Annotated in this window: 15 protein-coding genes; 7 read left to right on the plus strand and 8 right to left on the minus strand. The window is 63.5% G+C overall.

The window, feature by feature from the left end:
- Positions 1-193 precede the first annotated feature (193 nt).
- The 4 genes from hutU to OUZ30_RS07345 all read left to right on the plus strand — a co-directional run bounded on the left by hutU (position 194) and on the right by OUZ30_RS07345 (position 6,338).
- The gene (gene hutU, locus OUZ30_RS07330) at positions 194-1,864 is read left to right on the plus strand and encodes a urocanate hydratase (RefSeq protein ID WP_266181578.1); all 1,671 of its coding nucleotides are present in this window, start codon (positions 194-196) and stop codon (positions 1,862-1,864) included.
- Positions 1,865-2,003: 139 nt separating this feature from the next.
- The gene (locus tag OUZ30_RS07335; protein WP_266181579.1) at positions 2,004-2,393 is read left to right on the plus strand and encodes an MAPEG family protein; all 390 of its coding nucleotides are present in this window, start codon (positions 2,004-2,006) and stop codon (positions 2,391-2,393) included.
- Positions 2,394-2,746: 353 nt separating this feature from the next.
- Positions 2,747-3,520, plus strand: a complete 774-nt coding sequence (locus OUZ30_RS07340; protein ID WP_266181580.1) for an iron-containing redox enzyme family protein — start codon at positions 2,747-2,749, stop codon at positions 3,518-3,520.
- A 142-nt stretch (positions 3,521-3,662) separates the two neighbouring features.
- Complete coding sequence (locus OUZ30_RS07345) at positions 3,663-6,338, plus strand: putative bifunctional diguanylate cyclase/phosphodiesterase (RefSeq protein ID WP_425601482.1); 2,676 nt, start codon at positions 3,663-3,665, stop codon at positions 6,336-6,338.
- 25 nt (positions 6,339-6,363) lie between these two features.
- Here OUZ30_RS07345 and msrA read toward each other — a convergent pair whose 3' ends face one another.
- Entirely contained in the window at positions 6,364-7,071 is a 708-nt protein-coding gene (gene msrA / locus OUZ30_RS07350; RefSeq protein WP_266181582.1) for a peptide-methionine (S)-S-oxide reductase MsrA, read from the minus strand.
- A 217-nt stretch (positions 7,072-7,288) separates the two neighbouring features.
- On the opposite strand from msrA, the gene OUZ30_RS07355 reads away from it, so the two are divergent.
- Positions 7,289-8,110 carry an arylamine N-acetyltransferase family protein gene (locus OUZ30_RS07355; protein WP_266181583.1) on the plus strand — a complete coding sequence of 274 codons (822 nt, stop codon included), beginning with the start codon at positions 7,289-7,291 and terminating at the stop codon, positions 8,108-8,110.
- Positions 8,111-8,143: 33 nt separating this feature from the next.
- On the opposite strand, the gene OUZ30_RS07360 is transcribed toward OUZ30_RS07355, so the two are convergent.
- The 5 genes from OUZ30_RS07360 to OUZ30_RS07380 form a co-directional block, all read right to left on the minus strand.
- Positions 8,144-8,365 (minus strand): RNA-binding S4 domain-containing protein, encoded by a 222-nt coding sequence (locus tag OUZ30_RS07360; RefSeq protein WP_266181585.1) that lies wholly within the window; start codon positions 8,363-8,365, stop codon positions 8,144-8,146.
- Between the two features lie 6 nt (positions 8,366-8,371).
- Positions 8,372-8,806 carry a barstar family protein gene (locus OUZ30_RS07365; protein WP_266181586.1) on the minus strand — a complete coding sequence of 145 codons (435 nt, stop codon included), beginning with the start codon at positions 8,804-8,806 and terminating at the stop codon, positions 8,372-8,374.
- A complete protein-coding gene (locus OUZ30_RS07370; RefSeq protein WP_266181587.1) occupies positions 8,803-9,225 on the minus strand; it encodes a guanyl-specific ribonuclease in 423 nt (140 codons plus the stop codon). The genes OUZ30_RS07365 and OUZ30_RS07370 overlap by 4 nt, the downstream gene beginning before the upstream one ends.
- A gap of 67 nt (positions 9,226-9,292) precedes the next feature.
- On the minus strand, positions 9,293-10,150 hold the full coding sequence (locus tag OUZ30_RS07375; RefSeq protein WP_266181588.1) for a DUF72 domain-containing protein: 858 nt from the start codon (positions 10,148-10,150) through the stop codon (positions 9,293-9,295).
- 231 nt (positions 10,151-10,381) lie between these two features.
- Entirely contained in the window at positions 10,382-12,121 is a 1,740-nt protein-coding gene (locus OUZ30_RS07380; RefSeq protein ID WP_266181589.1) for a GGDEF domain-containing protein, read from the minus strand.
- Positions 12,122-12,445: 324 nt separating this feature from the next.
- Here OUZ30_RS07380 and OUZ30_RS07385 point away from each other — a divergent pair, with 324 nt between their 5' ends.
- Complete coding sequence (locus tag OUZ30_RS07385; protein ID WP_266181590.1) at positions 12,446-13,003, plus strand: NADPH-dependent FMN reductase; 558 nt, start codon at positions 12,446-12,448, stop codon at positions 13,001-13,003.
- Positions 13,004-13,195: 192 nt separating this feature from the next.
- Here the strand turns inward: OUZ30_RS07385 and ppk1 are convergent, their stop codons facing one another.
- Positions 13,196-15,382 carry a polyphosphate kinase 1 gene (ppk1, locus tag OUZ30_RS07390; protein ID WP_266181591.1) on the minus strand — a complete coding sequence of 729 codons (2,187 nt, stop codon included), beginning with the start codon at positions 15,380-15,382 and terminating at the stop codon, positions 13,196-13,198.
- Positions 15,383-15,576: 194 nt separating this feature from the next.
- Positions 15,577-16,359 carry an AraC family transcriptional regulator gene (locus OUZ30_RS07395; protein WP_266181592.1) on the minus strand — a complete coding sequence of 261 codons (783 nt, stop codon included), beginning with the start codon at positions 16,357-16,359 and terminating at the stop codon, positions 15,577-15,579.
- 127 nt (positions 16,360-16,486) lie between these two features.
- Between OUZ30_RS07395 and OUZ30_RS07400 the strand changes: the two genes are divergently transcribed.
- Positions 16,487-17,716: an MFS transporter gene (locus tag OUZ30_RS07400; RefSeq protein WP_266181593.1), complete on the plus strand. Its 1,230-nt coding sequence runs from the start codon at positions 16,487-16,489 to the stop codon at positions 17,714-17,716.
- Positions 17,717-17,734 lie beyond the last annotated feature (18 nt).

Here is a 17,734-nt window from a genome sequence, read left to right on the forward strand (position 1 = left end):
CCTGGGTGCGGAGTAAATGCCAATCAATCAGCCAGATGGCAGAGCGCCTTGAGACAGCGGGCGCCAGCGCGGACGTTACGGGCGATCGCGCGCGAATGGGGCCGCCATGGAGGCGCTTTTGCCGCAGTGCGGTTTGCGGGTGCCGGCCAGCCCCGCCACAATCGGCCTTTCCCACCGATCGTGACCTTCGTCCATGAACGCTCCCACCCGCATCGACACCACCCGTACCGTGCGTGCACCGCGCGGCACCGAGCTGAGCTGCAAGAGCTGGCTCACCGAGGCACCGTTCCGCATGTTGCAGAACAATCTCGATCCCGAAGTAGCAGAAAATCCGGCGGAACTCGTCGTCTACGGCGGCATTGGCCGCGCCGCGCGCAATTGGGAAAGTTTCGACGCGATTTTGCGTGCACTGCGTGAATTACGCGATGACGAAACGCTGTTGATCCAGTCCGGCAAGCCGGTCGGCGTGTTTCCGACGCATGTCGATGCGCCGCGCGTCTTGCTTGCGAATTCCAACCTTGTTCCGGCCTGGGCGAACTGGGAGCATTTCAACGAGCTCGATAAAAAGGGCTTGATGATGTACGGCCAGATGACGGCCGGCTCGTGGATCTATATCGGTTCGCAGGGCATCGTGCAGGGCACGTACGAGACGTTCGTCGAGATGGGGCGCCAGCATTACGGTGGCAGCCTCAAGGGCAAATGGATTCTTACCGCCGGTCTAGGTGGCATGGGCGGCGCGCAGCCGCTTGCCGCGACGCTGGCTGGCGCGTGCTCGCTGAACATCGAATGCCAGCAGAAGAGCATCGATTTCCGCCTGAAGACCCGTTATGTCGACGAGCAGGCGAACGATCTGGATGACGCGCTCGCACGCATCGCGAAATACACCGCTGCCGGCGAAGCGAAGTCGATTGCGTTGCTCGGCAATGCGGCGGATGTATTGCCCGAACTCGTGCGCCGTGGCGTTCGCCCGGATGCCGTGACCGATCAGACCAGCGCGCACGATCCGGTGAATGGCTATTTGCCGAGCGATTGGACCGTGGAGCAGTGGTTCGAGCGCCGCAAGAGCGATCCGGCCGGCACCGCCAAGGCGGCCAAGCAGTCCATGCGCAAGCATGTGGAAGCCATGCTCGCGTTCCACGAGCAAGGCATTCCGACGTTCGATTACGGCAACAACATCCGACAGATGGCAAAGGACGAGGGGCTCAGCAACGCGTTTGCGTTCCCGGGCTTTGTTCCCGCCTTCGTGCGTCCGCTGTTCTGTCGCGGTGTGGGCCCGTTCCGCTGGGTGGCGCTGTCGGGCGATCCGGAAGACATCTACAAGACCGACCAGAAGGTCAAGGAGCTGATCCCCGACGATCCGCACCTGCATCGCTGGCTGGACATGGCGAAGGAGCGCATCAGCTTTCAGGGCCTGCCGGCGCGTATCTGCTGGGTGGGCCTGGGCCTGCGCCACAAGCTTGGCCTCGCGTTCAACGAGATGGTGCGCAACGGTGAGTTGAAGGCGCCAGTGGTGATTGGCCGTGACCATCTCGATTCCGGTTCCGTCGCCAGCCCGAATCGCGAAACTGAAGCGATGCGTGATGGCTCCGACGCGGTCAGCGACTGGCCGTTGCTCAACGCCATGCTCAACGTGGCGGGTGGCGCCACGTGGGTGTCGCTGCATCACGGCGGTGGTGTTGGCATGGGTTACTCCCAACATTCCGGCGTCGTGATCGTGTGCGACGGTAGCGAGGCTGCCGACAAGCGCATCGCCCGCGTGCTGTGGAACGATCCGGGCACCGGCGTCATGCGTCATGCCGATGCCGGGTACGAGATCGCGATCGAGTGTGCGAAGGAACAGGGCTTGAAGCTGCCCATGCTCTGAGCTTTGTCGCGTGCCGCGCCAGACGGCGCGGTACGCGACTGCTTCCCCTTGCCCCGCCCAGCCCGCCGCCGAAGCGAGTCTTGGCGCTGCCCATCCAGGGGCGCATGATGGCGCCACATCCAATGGGGGGAGTGGCGACATGCCGGTCGAACTGAAGATGCTTGGGTGGTCGATTCTGCTTGGGGTGATTTATATCCTGATCGCGGCGACGCTCGCTTCGCCGCAGCGTGGAATGGCCTGGGTTGCAAGTAACCGAGAAGGCGAATCGAAGCCGCTGTCGGGAGCTGCCGGCCGTTCGGACCGGGCCAGCAAGAATTTCCTGGAAACATTTGTATTCTTTGCGGCGGCTGTATTAGCCGTCGTCGCGGCGCAGCGCACGAATGCGTCGACCGCGCTTGGCGCGCAGCTGTTCTTTTGGGCGCGTGTGGTGTATCTGCCGGTTTATCTGATCGGCATTCCGTATCTGCGGACCCTGGTATGGGCAACCTCGCTAGCCGGTCTGCTGATGGTCGCTTTCGGCTTGTTCTGATTTGACGCCCTGCCGCGACGTTGCCGCGTTCGCGTGGCAACGTCGCTAGCCACGACCTCTTTCACTTAGGCGCATGTGAGCCAGCGGGATGAGTCGCGTCATTCATTTGACGATCGTCGATTTCTTGACGCCAGCCGTTCGCCGTCTCCGTGAGCTGGATACTCGCATTGACGACTGTCTATATTTAAATATGCATAATTATCAATTACGTACGTTACATTTGTGCGGTTAAGCATTAAGTAGGGTGTTCGCAAGAGCTCCGGTGCATGACCACTATGCGCCTCCGACGCCTACTCGCGTCGGGCCGCCGGCAAGGGGTCGGCGGTTTTCCCTACTGATGATTGGAGAACTGCATGAAAGCTCAATTTGAACGCACCGGCTCGCTGACCGAACTCGCCAGCTACCCGCAGTGGGCGCAAGACATGATCGCCTCCTGCGAACCCGCCCGCCGGAGCGTCCGTGACCACGCCATGTGGGACCTGATGAGCGAGGGGCGCATCGATCACCAGACCATGCGCAATTTCATGGTCGGTACTTGGTCGCTGATCGAGCGCTTTCCTTCGTTCATGGCGCAGAACCTGCTGAAGACCCAGTACGGCCGTAGCCCTGGTGACAACCTTGCCCGCCGCTGGCTGGTACGCAACATCCGGGTCGAGCAGAACCATGCCGAGTACTGGCTGGATTGGGCTGACGGGTCTGGTGTGCCGCGCGAGGAGGTGCTCGGTGCGCGTCCACCCAGGGGAACCCAGACGGCGGCCGACTGGTGCCATGAGGTGTGCGGTCGCGATACCTTGGCTGCGGGCATTGCCGCAACCAATTACGCTATCGAGGGGGTGACCGGCGAATGGTCGCAAAAGGTCTACGACAGCGTAGCCTACGCGCAGAGTCTGCCGGAGACAGGTCGCAAGGCGACGTTGCGCTGGCTTCAGTTGCACGCTGCCTATGACGATACCCATCCGTGGGAGGCGTTGGAAATCGTGTGCACGCTGATGGGCACGCGGCCGGCGCCGGAGCAGGTCGAGCATGTGCGGGAGTGCATCGTGCGCAGTTATACCAGCCTCCATTACGGACTGGAGCGTTGCATGGTGCCTCAGCTGGCCGAAGAGATGGGGGAGCGCGCTGCCTAAGTTTCAGACGGCGTCGTCGACAGTGTGATCAGCGAGATGTAGGTTTTCGAAGTGGTCGTGTAAAAGGTACGCCATGGATTCGATCCGCTCTCAAAGACCTCTGTCACGGCGCTTGAGGCCACTGGCCTACGGGCTGGTGGCCGTGATTGGTCTGATTCTCCTGTTGACCTGGGGCGCGCTCCAGGTCCAGGTCACTCTCGCCGGTTTTCTCAACGGCGAGAGTGTTTGGAGCAAGGCCGAGAAGCAGACGGTCATCGATCTGCTGAGCTTCGCCGAGACCGGCGATGCGGCTCGGCTGGCCAGCTTCAAGGACAACTATGAGCTGCTGATCTCCGATGGCCGGGCGCGCGACGCGATTGCGTCTGGCGTGTTCGATCACGCGGACGTGCATAAGGCGTTTGCCCGCGGCAAGATCCTGCCCGCGGCCGAGCCCGGGATGATCTTCATGCTCCGGTATTACACCGGGGCACGACACATGCGCGAGGCGGTCGAAGCCTGGCGCGCCGCCGACCGCCCCATCGCGCAACTCGGAAGGATTGCCGAGGAATTGCAGCGTGCCTACGCGCAGGGGCGGCCCGACGACGAACTGATTGCCCAACAGCGGGCGCGAATCAATGCACTCAACGACGAGTTGGAGCCGCTGACCAAGCGGTTCTCGCTGGAGGTTGCGCAAGGTGCGATCTGGCTCGGGCGCGTGTTGTTCGTGGGTGTGTTCTTCGCCGCCTGCCTGGCTTCCTTGCTATGGCTGCGCATGGCACAACGGGCACTGTCGCGCATTCGCGGGACGGAAGAGCGCTACAGCCTGCTGTTCGATAGCGCAGCAGACGCCATCGTCATGGTGGACGAGGCGAGTGGCCGCGTGCTTGGCGCGAATCGCACGGCGCGCGAGTGGACCGGACTCAATACCGATGCGCTGATCGGCGCCGAGCTCTCCAGCTTGTTCGTGCCCTTGCTGCACCGTGCCGACGGCGCCGTCACCGGCGAACTGCACGGACCCGACGGGCGCACGCGCCCGGTGGAAATGCGCAGCAGCGTGGCCAAATGGGGCGAGCAGAGCGTACGTCAGTCGATCTTGCGCGACATCACCGAGCGCGTGAACCTGGAGCAGCAGCGCCGTATCGCGTCCGAGGCGCTGGCGGGCATTGCCGAGGGGGTGATCATTGCGGATGCTGCGCGTCGGGTGACGCGGGTGAACGCGGCGCACATTCGCATGACCGGTTTCACGGCGCAGGCGCTGCAAGGCGTGCGTTTCGACGACTTGCGCAGCCTGCCCGATGGATCCCCGCTACCCGATTCGGTATGGAAGGCCATCGACATCGACAGCAACTGGGTGGGCGAGGTGCGCAGCCGGCGCCTCGACGGCTCGGCGTATCCCGAACTGCTGAGCATCAGTGCGATCCGTGATCCGGACGGGGCCGTGCAGCACTACGTGGCGGTCATCAACAACGTCAGCGCCGCGAAGGCGAACGAGAAGCGCCTCCAATACATGGCGGCACATGATCCGCTGACCGGCTTGGTCAATCGCGCCGAGTTCGAGCGGCGTTGCGTGCAGGCGATTGCCCAGGCGGAGCGCGACCGGGGCATGATTGCGGTGCTGTTCATCGACCTGGATGCGTTCAAGGCGGTCAATGACAGCTATACCCATGCCATTGGCGATCACCTGCTGGTGAAGGTAGCCGAACGCATCGCGTATGAACTGGGCGAGCGCGGCCTGGCTGGACGCATCGGCGGCGACGAGTTCACTGTCTTGCTCGGCGACCTGTATTCGCGCGAGCAGGCCAGCGCCTTGGCGGGGCGCCTGCTCACCACGCTGGCCGCGCCGGTGGTGGTGGGCGAATACGAGGTCGCGCTGAGCGCCAGCATCGGCATTGCCTGCTATCCGCTGGATGGCATGGATGTGCCGACGCTCGTCACCAATGCCGACGCCGCCATGTATGCGGCGAAAACCGAGGAGCGCAACGCGTTTCGCTTCTATTCGCCACGCATGCACGCCGATGTGCTCCGACGGATCGCACTGGCTTCGGAGTTGCGCAAGGCGCTTGCGGAGAAGGAGTTCCGCCTTGTCTATCAGCCCACGGTGGATATGCGCAGCGGCCGCATCGTGGCGGTGGAGGCGCTGTTGCGCTGGCATCATCCCGAGCGCGGCGCGATTTCGCCGGGCGAATTCATCCCCATGGCGGAGAAGCTGGGTCTGATCCGCCGGATCGACCAGTGGGTGCTGCAGGCGGCCTGCACGCAAATGTACCTATGGGACCTGGCTGGCGTGCCGCCGTTGCGCATGGCGATCAATGTCTCTGCGCACTGGTTCGGCCAGGCCAATTTCGTTGATGACATCCGTTCCCTGCTCGAATCGCGCCGGCTGGCACCGGAGCGCCTGATGCTGGAAATCACCGAGGGCGCGATCCTGCGCCTGGGTGAAGAGATGGAGCGAACCCTGCATTCCTTGCACGCGCTCGGCGTGGGCGTCGCCATCGACGACTTTGGCACCGGCTACTCGTCGATGCGCTATCTGAAGCTGCGCGCCATCGCTTATCTGAAGATCGACCAGAGCTTCGTCTTTGGCTTGCCGGACGACAGCAGTGACGCGGCCATCGTCGAAGCCATGCTCACGCTATGCCGCAACCTTGGCATCAGCCCGATCGCGGAAGGCATCGAGACGGAGGAGCAACACCGCTTCCTGCTCCGCGCCGGGTGTGTGGAAGGGCAGGGCTTCCTCTATTCCAAGCCGGTCGAGCCGGACGAAATCGTGCAATTGTTGAGCCCTGGCCTACGCCAGGGTGGTCCGCATCTCCGGCTGGTGCCGCCAGAATCGATCTGATCCCGGCGGCCCGTGGCCGCCGTGCTCAGTGCAGCTGCACGTCCACCACCATCTGCTCGGGCTGGTACAGGGCGGGGAGCAGCTGCTTGAGGTGCGTCACCTTCGGCGCATCGTTGAAAACGATATATGGATCATTCGGGTGCCGCTGCGCGTACTCCTGGTGATAGGACTCGGCCACGTAGAACGCCTGCAATGGCACCACTTGCGTGACGATCGGGCCGGGGAACGACCTGGCCGCCGCCAGCTGCGCGATATAGGCCGTGGCGACGCGCTTCTGCTCGTCGTTGCCGTAGAAGATCACCGAGCGGTACTGGGTGCCCACGTCCGGCCCCTGGCGGTTGAGTTGCGTGGGATCGGTGGCCACGGAGAAGTACACCTTGAGCAACTGGCCGTAGCTCACCTTGGCCGGGTCGTAGAGAATCTTCACGGATTCGGCATGACCGGTGTCGCCATCGCTGACGCGCTCGTATTCGGCGGTGTTGGCGGCACCACCCGAATACCCGGCCCAGACTTTCTTGACGCCTTTCACATGCTCGAATACCGACTGCAGGCCCCAGAAGCAACCGCCCGCCAATACGGCGACCTGGTTGCCTTGGCCCGGACTGGCATCGACGGTGGGGTCCGGGAGGCTGACGGCATCGCTGCCCGCAGCGGGCAGGCTGCAGGCAGCCAGGCCGGCCATGAGGAACAGACTGGTGAGGCTAGGCAGCAGCTTGAATCGGCGGATACTCATAACGGAACGCTCCATCGACAGATGAGACGGTATGCGCCGGCCCACGCGTGGGTCGCCGGCACGGTGGCCCGTTGCCTACAGGGTGGGCCGTCAAACCTGTATTCGCCGCAAAGCCGCGCCCGGTTACCTTGATCCTCGCACTCCGCGCCGGCTCGCGTGCAAAGCGGTCGACAACGCGATGTTATGTTGCGCGTCCAGCTTCCTTACAGGCTTGTCCATGTCCCATGCGATCGACCTGAATGCCTATCTGCGCCGGATCGGCTATAGCGGCCCGGTGCAGGCCGATATCGCCACGCTGCGCGGCCTCGCCACCGCGCATGTCGCCGCCATTCCCTTCGAGAACCTGGGCCCGTTGCTGCGCGTGCCGGTGTCGCTGGAGCCGGATGCGGTCGAGCGGAAACTCGTGCATGAAGGGCGAGGCGGCTACTGCTTCGAACAGAACCGGTTGTTCCTCGACGTGCTCAAGGCCATCGGGTTCGAGGTTTCGGGTCTGATCGCGCGCGTGTTGTGGATGCTGCCGGAAGACGCGGAAACAGCCCAGACGCACATGTTGTTGCGTATTGAGCTGGATGGCGTGAGCTGGCTGGCGGACGTGGGCTTCGGCAGCATGGCGCTCAGCGGCGCCTTGCGGTTGCAGGCAGAGATACCGCAGGTCACGGGAAACGAGCCATTTCGCCTGCTCAATCACGCGGGCGATTGGCGCATGCAGGCGCTGGTTCGCGGCGAGTGGAAAACGCTATACCGATTCGATCTGCAGCCACGCCGGGATATCGACTACGTGGTGGCCAATCACTACACGTCGACCTATCCGGGCTCGCACTTCCTGCACGGGCTGATCGCCGCGCGCACGCTCGCGGACCGGCGCATCGGTCTGCGCAATCGCGAGTTTGCCGTGCATCCCACGGGCGGCGAGTCAGTGCGACGCACGCTGCTCGGCGTCGCGGAGATCAAGCAGGTATTGCAGGAGCAGTTCGCGATTCGACTTCCCGCTCACGCGGATCTGGATCGCCGGCTGGAAGCGCTGCCGACACCCGCATAAGCCACGCCTGCCGGTAGGGCGTGGCGGCCTTGCTCACTCTGCCGCGTGCACGTGGATGACGATGTCTTCAATCTGCACCACCTGGCCCGCGTGGATCTTGCAGGTCTTGCGCAGCTCTTGCGCGCCGTCCACCGACACCGCGCCGCTGGCCACGATGGCCTTGCCGGCGCCGCCGCTATCGCATAACCCCACCAGCTTCAACAACTGGTTGAGTTCGATGAAGTCGCGGTCCAGTTCAAAATCGAGTTCGTGCATGGTGGCTCAGGTGTCGGTTTCGTCAAAGGCGCTTTCGGGTAGCGCGAAAAAAACAAAGAAGGGAGAACCCGCCTCCTGCCAGAAGTCCACGGCCTCCTCGAGAATATCGAGCAGGGCGTCGAAATCTTCCTCGTTCGAATCGCGCATGCTTTCCGCCCGATCGAACAGCAGGATGTAGCCCGGTGCTTTCAGCCAGGAGAGATCACGCAGGCTATCGGCCAGCGCGTCCCAATTGCGTCCGAAGTCGGCGGGCAAGCGAAGCGTGGCGGTCAGCTGATCGAACAGTGCCTCGCGGTCACGGTACTCGGCCAGGTTGACCCGGCAAACGCGCAAGCCCTGCATGCCGGCGGCGTCCGCCAACGGCTCGAGGTCTTCCGAAGTGACGAAGAAAATTCCGCCGTGCGAGGCATCGCCAAAGTCGAGATCGAATTGCGCATTCATCGGGCTACCTCAAAGGGGCGGAAACTGCGGTAGTGATCGTCGGTGTAGTAGTAGACCTGCGGTGGCGTGCCGCCGGTGATGATGCGGCGAGCGCCCCGATAGTCGAGGTTCGGCGTTTCCACCGTGTACTCGTGATAATAGCCTTCGGGCATTGGCGGCAGGCGGCCTTCGCGGTTGTTGAACACTACGCCGTCCTGGCGGTGGTTGAACGGGCCGCCGCGCGCGATGCGGGCCAGTGTGTCGGCCGCTTCCGGCGGCAGGAAGCTGGGCAGCGTGCCGTGGTTGCCGGAGGTGGCGACGGCGGGTGATGCCGCCGGCGTGCCGGTTCCCGAGGGGACCGTTTCCGGCGCATGCCGGCCCCACAGCAAGGCTGCGACTGCCAGCACAACCAGCAAGAGCAAAGGTTTGAGTGTGCGCATGGCACGGGCCCGGATGGAGTGGCGCGAGTGTAGAGCTTCCGCCCCGCCGAGGCACGCGTCACGCGCCTCAGGCCTTGCTGTCGACCCGCTGTTGCAAGGCCATCGCGGCAGCCGGGTTGCGCTCCTTCGCGCTGCTGATGAAGTAGATATACACGTCACGCGGCGCTTGCTTCACAACGGGAACGGTGACGTGGGGCAACTCGGCCGGATCACCACCTTGCGCCCATGCATGGGCACGCACCGTCCAGGCATCGAGATCGCTGGCGGCATAGCCGCTGTCGATATGCGATTCGCTGCGCATCAGCCGCGCATAAGCGAAATCGCCGGTGAGGTCGCCTAACGAAGGGTATTGCGGCGAATCGGTGAAAACCGTGGGAATGCAATGTGCGCGAGCCAACGCGACGTAGCGCTCATCCAGAAAGCTTTGGTGGCGCACTTCCAGCACATGCCGCATCGGCCGGCCGGCAAGCTCACGTGGCAGATGCTCGAGGAAGGCGGCCAGGTCATCCGCATCGAACGCACGCGATGGCGACAACTGCCAAAGCACAGGGCCGAGGCGATCCCCAAACGCTTCCAGTCCGCCAAAGACAAAGCCTTCGATGCCACGTGCGCTATCGGCCAGTCGCTTGCCCTCGGTGATGTAGCGCGGCGCCTTCAGCGAGAACACGAAACCCTCCGGTGTTTCGGCCGCCCATTTCGCATAGGTCGCCGGCTTTTGCGCTCCGTAGTACGTGCCATTGATTTCGATCGCACGCAGCTGACGACTCGCAAACTCCAGCTCGCGACGTTGCACCAGGCCTGCGGGATAGAAGTTGTTGCGCCACGGCGCGAAGTTCCAGCCGCCGATGCCGACGCGGATGGGTGAGGCGGTGCTGGGCTTCGGTGCGTTGGAGAAGAGATCGGCGGTTGGGGAGGATGTGGGCATGGGGGGCTCCCTTGGGAGGGCGCATGATGCCATGGAGGGGCGATGGTTTTGATGAGGCAACGTCATGCCGAAGGCCCTTAACTCCCTCTTCCCTCCGGGGAGAGGGTTGGGGTGAGGGGCGGGTGTTCGCGGAGGCGTCGATGGTGTGGTTGTCTTTGCCGCTTTGCAGGCGAGCAAGCGAGCGCCAACATCTCCACAGACCATCGACAACGTTGCCGCACCAGGCAGCATTCACCCACCCTGATCCCCCTCCACCACCTGCGGCCACGCTGGTGGCGCCGACGTCTCCAATTTCTCATCCAGGCGCGCCCGATTGCGTCCCGCGAGCTTGGCCCGATACATGGCGTGGTCGGCGCGCTCGACGAGGGACTCCACGGTGTCGTCGGGCACGCGCATGGCGATACCGATGCTCGCGCTGAGCACGAGTCCGTCAGTGGTCACCGGAATATCCAGACGATGCACGCGGCGACATAGACGGGTGGCCACTTGCATCGCCTGGCCTTGCTCGACGCCGTAGAGCATGGCGACAAACTCCTCGCCGCCGTAGCGGCCGAGCAGGTCGTGAGGGCGTAGTTCGTGCCGCAATGCATCGGCCACAGCGATCAATGCACGATCACCGGCGGCATGGCCCTGGAGATCATTGAGCAGCTTGAAGTGGTCGAGGTCGAGGAATAGCAGTGCCACCGGCTGCTCGGTCCCACTCGCCATGACCTTGCAGACGCCAGCGGTCCAGGCGCGGCGATTGAGCACATTGGTCAAGGCATCGTTGTCGGCAAGCTCCTGCACCAGCTCATGGTCGTGACGCATGATGAGTGCGCGATCGGCCAGGCCCAGCGACAGCACGATGGCCTCGAAGGCACCCGCGGCCAGGGCGGCGTCGCTAAGCCAGATGACGTCCGCCAGCATGCCGTTCACCTGGCTGCTGGACAGTGCGGTGAGGGCGAGCAAGGGTGTCCAGCCCACCAGGAAGAACCACGCTGGTCGGGCGCCTCGCACGGCGGCGACGATGGCGGCCAGCAGCAGCAAGAGCGTGCCGATGATCAGCAGCGGATCGATGAGGACCTGCGCGGTCTGTTGCAGCAGGGGAATCTGGCAACTCCGCAGCAATACGATCAGGGGCATGCCTACCGCCAGCGCCAGCGTTGGGGTATGCAGCAGCGGTGCGTAGCGCGGCAGTTCGCAAAAGCGCGCCACGAACATTGCGGCAAATGCCAGCGACAATGCCACCGCCGATGAACCGAGCAGCGGCGCGTTGCCGGCGAGCCAGGTCAGTCCGAGTGGATGATAAAAGTAGCCGGTCTGAATACCCTGGATGAGTGCGTAGCAGAGGATGTAGCCGGCATACCAGCCATAGGTGGAGTCGCGCAGCATGATGGCCAGGCACAGCGCCATCAACGCCATGGCCAGCATCACCGCAAAGCATGCACTCGCGAAGACCAGCCAATGGGCGTCCCGCTCGAGATAGTCGCTCCAGGTCTGTAGCTGGAAGCTCACCGGAATGTCGCGCGCCGACGCGGGTTCGAACTTGAGAAGAATCGGATCGGACGCAGGCGTGTCTTCGGTGAGGCGGTAGGCCAGGCGCCCGTTGCCGTGCGCGATGGCGGTGAAATCGTCCAGCGACAGGGTGAGCGGCGCCCCGTGGGCGGTGACCATGGTCACCGGAGTCAGCGGTGGCGGATAGATCGACAGCACGCGCTCCTCGCTGACGAGCGGCGGCTGCGGCTGCAGGATCACCCACGTGCCAAGCCCTTGCTGCGGGAAGCGCTGAAGCATAAGGGGGTCGAAACCATTGAGGCCGCCGTGGCGGTAATCCTCGAGGACACTGGCCGGCGTATCGCCAGCGCGTACCTCTCGCGTTAGGCCGGCTAGCGGGATGCCTGCATGGGCCGCGGCCACAAGCAGACTGGTGGCGACGATGCACAGCATCCGCCAGCGGTGACGCCTCGCGTGTGGCACGACCTGACCGCCCATCTGCCGTTCCCCTGTAACCGGCAAACTTGCCCACTCAAGAAAGTGCGTACTGCTCTCGCTCTCCGGTTGCCCCTGGTCGTATCTCCCCGTGCGCACCGGAAGCGCCCGGGGTGGCCTTGCCCTGGTGAAGCCCGGCGGCGCCAATCGGAGAGGCGGCCGATCCTGGCTGAGCTATGTCGAAAGGTATGGATGGCTGGGGCAGAGCATGCCACAAGACGCGCGTCACGGCAGGTAGGGGGCGATCACGAGGGGTTAACCGCCTGCGCTGGCATGCTTGGGGCTCCCGCTTCCCCATGACGTCCCCATCCGAAGGAGTAGAAGGGCATGAGCAAGATCCGCGTGGCCGTGCTGGTCGGCAGTCTCCGCCAGGGTTCGTTCAACCGGCATCTGGCCTTGGCCGTGGGGCGGTTGGCGCCGCCCGAATTCACGTTCGAGCACCTCCGTATCGACCACCTGCCGCTATACAACCAGGACTTCGACGGGGCCTACCCCGAAGAGTGCAAACGCCTGAAGCAGGAGGTGGAGGCCGCCGATGCCTTGTTGTTTGTGACACCCGAATACAACCGATCGATCCCCGGCGTCCTGAAGAACGCTATCGACATCGCCTCGCGGCCGTGGGGTACCAACTCATTCGCCGGCAAGCCCGCGGCGGTCATCGGAATTTCCGTAGGCGCCACCGGCACGGCGCTCGCGCAGCAGCATTTGCGCGGTGTACTGGCCTATCTGGATGTGCCGACGCTGGGGCAGCCGGAGGTCTTTATCCACAACAAGGATGGCTTGATGGATCCCGACGGCAAGATCACCAGCGAGGGTACGCACAAGTTCTTGCAGGGGTTTGTGGATCGCTATGTGGAGTGGGTGAGGTTGATCACCAAGAAGTGAGCGAGTCCACTTTTTATGCCGGCGGGGGCACCATTCCACGGCGAACCTGCTGAAACTCTCGCTCGGTCCCTCGCGCCCGTCATCCCCGCTTGACCAGCCGTGCGGCTGTTAAGAGCCGCAGGGATGGCGGGCAAGTCCAACAGGCCCAATGGCGGGTGGATCCGATTGCGGCGGAAGCAGACCCAAACTGGCCTATGCGTCGGTCGAAGCCCCCGAGCCACACAACTTCTCCAACAGCTGCACCTGCACATTGCGCTTGACCTGGTTCGAGCCTGGCCGCTCGCGCATATAGCGCCCGTCCGGCTGCAGCAGCCACGCGCTGGCATTGTCGGCCAGGTACAACTCCAGCTCCTTCTTCAGGCGAGCCTGGAGTTTCTTACCCTCGATCGGGAAACCGGTCTCGACGCGGCGGTCGAGGTTGCGCTCCATCAGGTCGGCACTGGCCAGGTAGAACTGATCCTCGCCGTTGTTGGCAAACCAGTACACGCGGCTGTGCTCGAGGAAACGGCCGACGATGGAGCGCACGCGAATGTTGTGCGACACGCCAGGCATGCCGGGACGCAGGCAGCACATGCCACGGACGATCAGGTCGATCTTTACGCCAGCGATGCTTGCCTTGTATAGCGCACGGATCATCTTGGTGTCGGTGATGGCGTTGATCTTGAAGACGATGCGGGCTTCGCGGCCGGCGGCGGCGTGTGCCGTTTCGCGGGCGATCAAGTCGAGCAAGGTCTTCTTCAACGTAAACGGTGCATGTAGCAGCTTCTTCATCTGCAGCAGCTTGCCCATGCCGGTGAGCTGGCTGAACAGCTTGTGCACGTCTTCGCACAGCGCCTGGTCCGAGGTGAGCAGGCTGTAGTCGGTGTACAGACGCGCATTGCCGGTGTGGTAGTTGCCCGTACCGAGATGCGCATAGCGCACGAGTTCTTCGCCTTCGCGGCGCTGGATGAGCATGAGCTTGGCGTGTGTCTTCACACCGACCACGCCGTAGATCACCATCGCACCTGCCTGCTGTAGGCGGGAGGCCAGCGTCAGGTTGGATTCTTCATCGAAACGCGCGCGCAGCTCGATCACCACGGTCACTTCTTTACCGGCACGTGCCGCATCCACCAGCGCGTCGACGATCTCGGAGTTGGCGCCGCTGCGGTACAGCGTCTGCTTGATGGCGAGCACGGCAGGATCTTTCGCAGCCTGATGCAGCAGATCCACCACGGGTGCGAACGACTCGAACGGATGCAGCAACAACACATCCTGGCGGCCGATGACCTGGAACAAGTCTTCGGCCTTCTTCAGCGCCTTCGGAATCGAGGGCGTGAATTTCGGATATTCCAGCTCCGGGCGCTGCGTCTTGCTGGCCAGCCCAAACAAGCGTGCCAGGTTGACCGGACCATTCACTTCGTACATCTCTGCGGCGGCCAGGCCGTACTGGCGCAGCAGGTAGTCGGTCAATTCGGGTGGGCAGTTGTCCGCTACTTCCAGGCGCACGGCGTCGCCAAAACGGCGTGAATACAGTTCGCCGCGCAGCGCACGCGCGAGATCCTCAACATCTTCCGGATCGATCGTAAGGTCGGCGTTGCGGGTCAGGCGGAACTGATAGCAACCATGCACGGACATGCCTGGAAATAATTCTTCAGCATGCGCATGGATGATCGAGGACAGCAGTACGTAGTTCTCGCCGCCTTCGCTCACGTCCTCAGGCAGGCGAATCAGGCGTGGCAGCACGCGTGGCGCCGGCACGATGGCCAGGCCCGAATCGCGGCCGAATGCATCAGTGCCTTCCAGCTGCACGATGAAGTTGAGGCTCTTGTTGACCAGCAACGGAAACGGATGCGTGGGATCCAGTCCGATCGGTGTGACCAGCGGTGCCACTTCGTGGCGGAAATAGCGCCGCACCCACATCTTTTGTTTGTGCGCCCACTCGTTACGCCGGACGATGCGGATACCGTGGCGTGCCAGCTCGGGCAAGATGCGGTCGTTGAGAATCGCGTACTGCCGCTCGATCTGCTTGTGGGTGATCTCGCTGATCTCGGCCAACGCGCGTCGGGGCGCTATGCCATCGAGGCCGACGATTTCGTGATCGAACGCAATCTGGCTCTTGAGGCCCGCCACGCGGATCTCGAAGAACTCATCCATGTTGCTGGAGAAGATCAGCAGGAACTTGAGACGTTCCAGTATCGGCTTGCTCTCGTCCAGCGCCTGCTCCAACACGCGGATGTTGAATTGAAGCTGCGACAATTCGCGGTTGATATAGAGGCTGGCGTCGTTCAGGTCCGGAGCAGTGGCCGCCGTCGTTGAACCGGCGTCGGCGATGATGACGCGCTCGATCTCAGTAGCTTCGGTTTCGCGGACGGGGTTGGGGCGGACGACATCGGTACTCATCGATTCACCGTTCAATAGGCGGGCGCACAACTGTCGCGCTATCCGCAAGGGGCCATAGTACGGCGCCGATGACGCCGGGGCCATGGCAGCGCAGGGTGCTTGCGACGCTGTCGCGTAGCGTACAGATTGCGCATGGCGTTTGACGTGAACATGACAATGCCGATGACGATGTCATGGCGTCGTGACGCGAATACCTACGCGGCAGGCGTGGCGAGGTAGCGACTTGGCGCAGCGCCCAGCACGCGCCGGAACGCGGCGGTAAAGGCGCTGGGGTTGCCATAACCGAGATCCACCGCCACGTGGGTGATGGACTCGCCGTTGCCTAGCCGGGTCAGTGCCGCCAGCAGGCAGGCTTGCTGGCGCCACGCCGTGAAACTCATCCCGGTCTCCTCGCGGAACGTGCGCGTGAAGTGGCGACGGCTCATGCCGGCGCGTCGGGCCATATCGTCGATCTTCACTTCGAGCGAGGGCTGGTCGAGCAACTCGCGACATAGTGCGGCCAGCCGCCTTTCGTGAGGCAATGGGGCGCTGAGCGGGAGCACGGGCATGCGGTGAATCTCGTCCAGCAACAGGGCCATCACCCGGCCATCGCGGCCGTCGAGATCGTATTCCGCAGGAAGGTCCACGGCCTCCTGCAGCAACTCGTGCAGCAAAGGCGACACGGATACCACCTGGCAGTGCGCCGGCAGTCCGGCCGCCTGCGCCGCCTCGGCTGTCACATAGGCACTGCGAGTGGATACCGGGCCGCCCATATGCACTTCGTGCGCGACGCCGGGTGGGATCCACAGTGCCCGGCGCGGCGGCACCACCCAGCTGCCTTCGCTGGTGATTATCGTCAGCACGCCGGTCGAGGCATACAGCAACTGGCCACGGTGATGGGAATGGGCGGGAAGCACGAAATGCGGCGGGTACTCGTTGCCGGTGGCAACGACATCGCGTGGCGTGTTCTCGTAGGCATCGGCGCGGGTATTGCGCACAGTTTGGCCCAAATTCAACAGATATTGACCCGCTGACGTAAGCGGGCCGGCTGAGGGCACTTTAAGGTGGCGGACCCGGTGACGCAACCGCGCCACCCATCCCCAGCCTGTCCGTCACTGAGATCCCATGCAGACCCGCGTCCAAGATATCCCGCTGTCACCGGCCCCCACCGTTCGGGCCGAATCGGGCACGAACTACCGCATCCTTGGCGCAATCAGCTTTTCGCATCTGCTCAACGACATGATCCAGTCGCTGATCCTGGCGATTTATCCGATCCTCAAGAGCGGTTTCCAGCTCAGCTTTGCCCAGATCGGCCTGATCACGCTGACCTATCAGCTCACCGCTTCGCTGTTGCAGCCGGCGGTAGGCATGATCACTGACCGCAAGGCGATGCCGTATTCGCTGCCGGTAGGCATGGGTTTCACGCTGGGCGGCCTGCTGCTGCTCGCCACCGCGCCGAGTTTTGCCGTGCTGTTGATCGCCGCTGCGCTGGTGGGCACGGGCTCGTCGGTCTTCCATCCGGAGTCGTCGCGCGTGGCGCGCATGGCGTCGGGCGGCCAACACGGCCTGGCGCAGTCGCTGTTCCAGGTCGGTGGCAACACCGGCGCGTCTCTGGGACCGCTGCTTGCTGCGTGGATCATCGTGCCGCATGGGCGCGGCAGCGTAGCGTGGTTCTCGCTGGCAGCCTTGTTGGCCATGGTGGTCTTGCTGCAGGTCGGCCGCTGGTATCGCGATCACCCCACGGTGCGCGGCAAGACCAAGGTGCGGCATGCATCGCTGGTATCGCTGACGCGCTCGCAAATGGGCTGGTCGCTATTGATCCTCGGCCTGCTGATTTTTTCCAAGTACTTTTATCTGGCCAGCATCAGCAGCTACTACACGTTCTATCTGATGCATAAGTTCGGTGTGTCAGTGCAGAACGCGCAGACCCACTTGTTCGTGTTCCTGTTCTCGGTGGCCGCGGGCTCCCTGATCGGCGGTCCGATTGGCGACCGCATCGGCCGTAAATGGGTGATCTGGGTGTCGATCCTCGGCGTCGCGCCGTTCACCTTGCTGCTACCACATGTGGACCTGTTCTGGACCGGCGTGCTGACCGTGGTGATCGGCCTGATCCTGTCCTCGGCGTTCTCCGCCATTCTGGTCTACGCGCAGGACCTGTTTCCCGGTCGCGTGGGCATGATCTCGGGCCTGTTCTTCGGCTTCGCGTTCGGTATGGGTGGCATTGGTGCGGCGGTGTTGGGGCAGGTTGCGGATGCGCGCGGCATCGAGTTTGTCTATGCGCTGTGCGCCTATTTGCCGTTGATCGGCGTGATCACGGTGTTCTTGCCGAATCTGGAGCGGGGGCGGGCGGGCTGATCTGCCGTGCCCTCGCTC

The organism is Dyella humicola (assembly GCF_026283945.1).
Lineage (GTDB): Bacteria > Pseudomonadota > Gammaproteobacteria > Xanthomonadales > Rhodanobacteraceae > Dyella > Dyella humicola.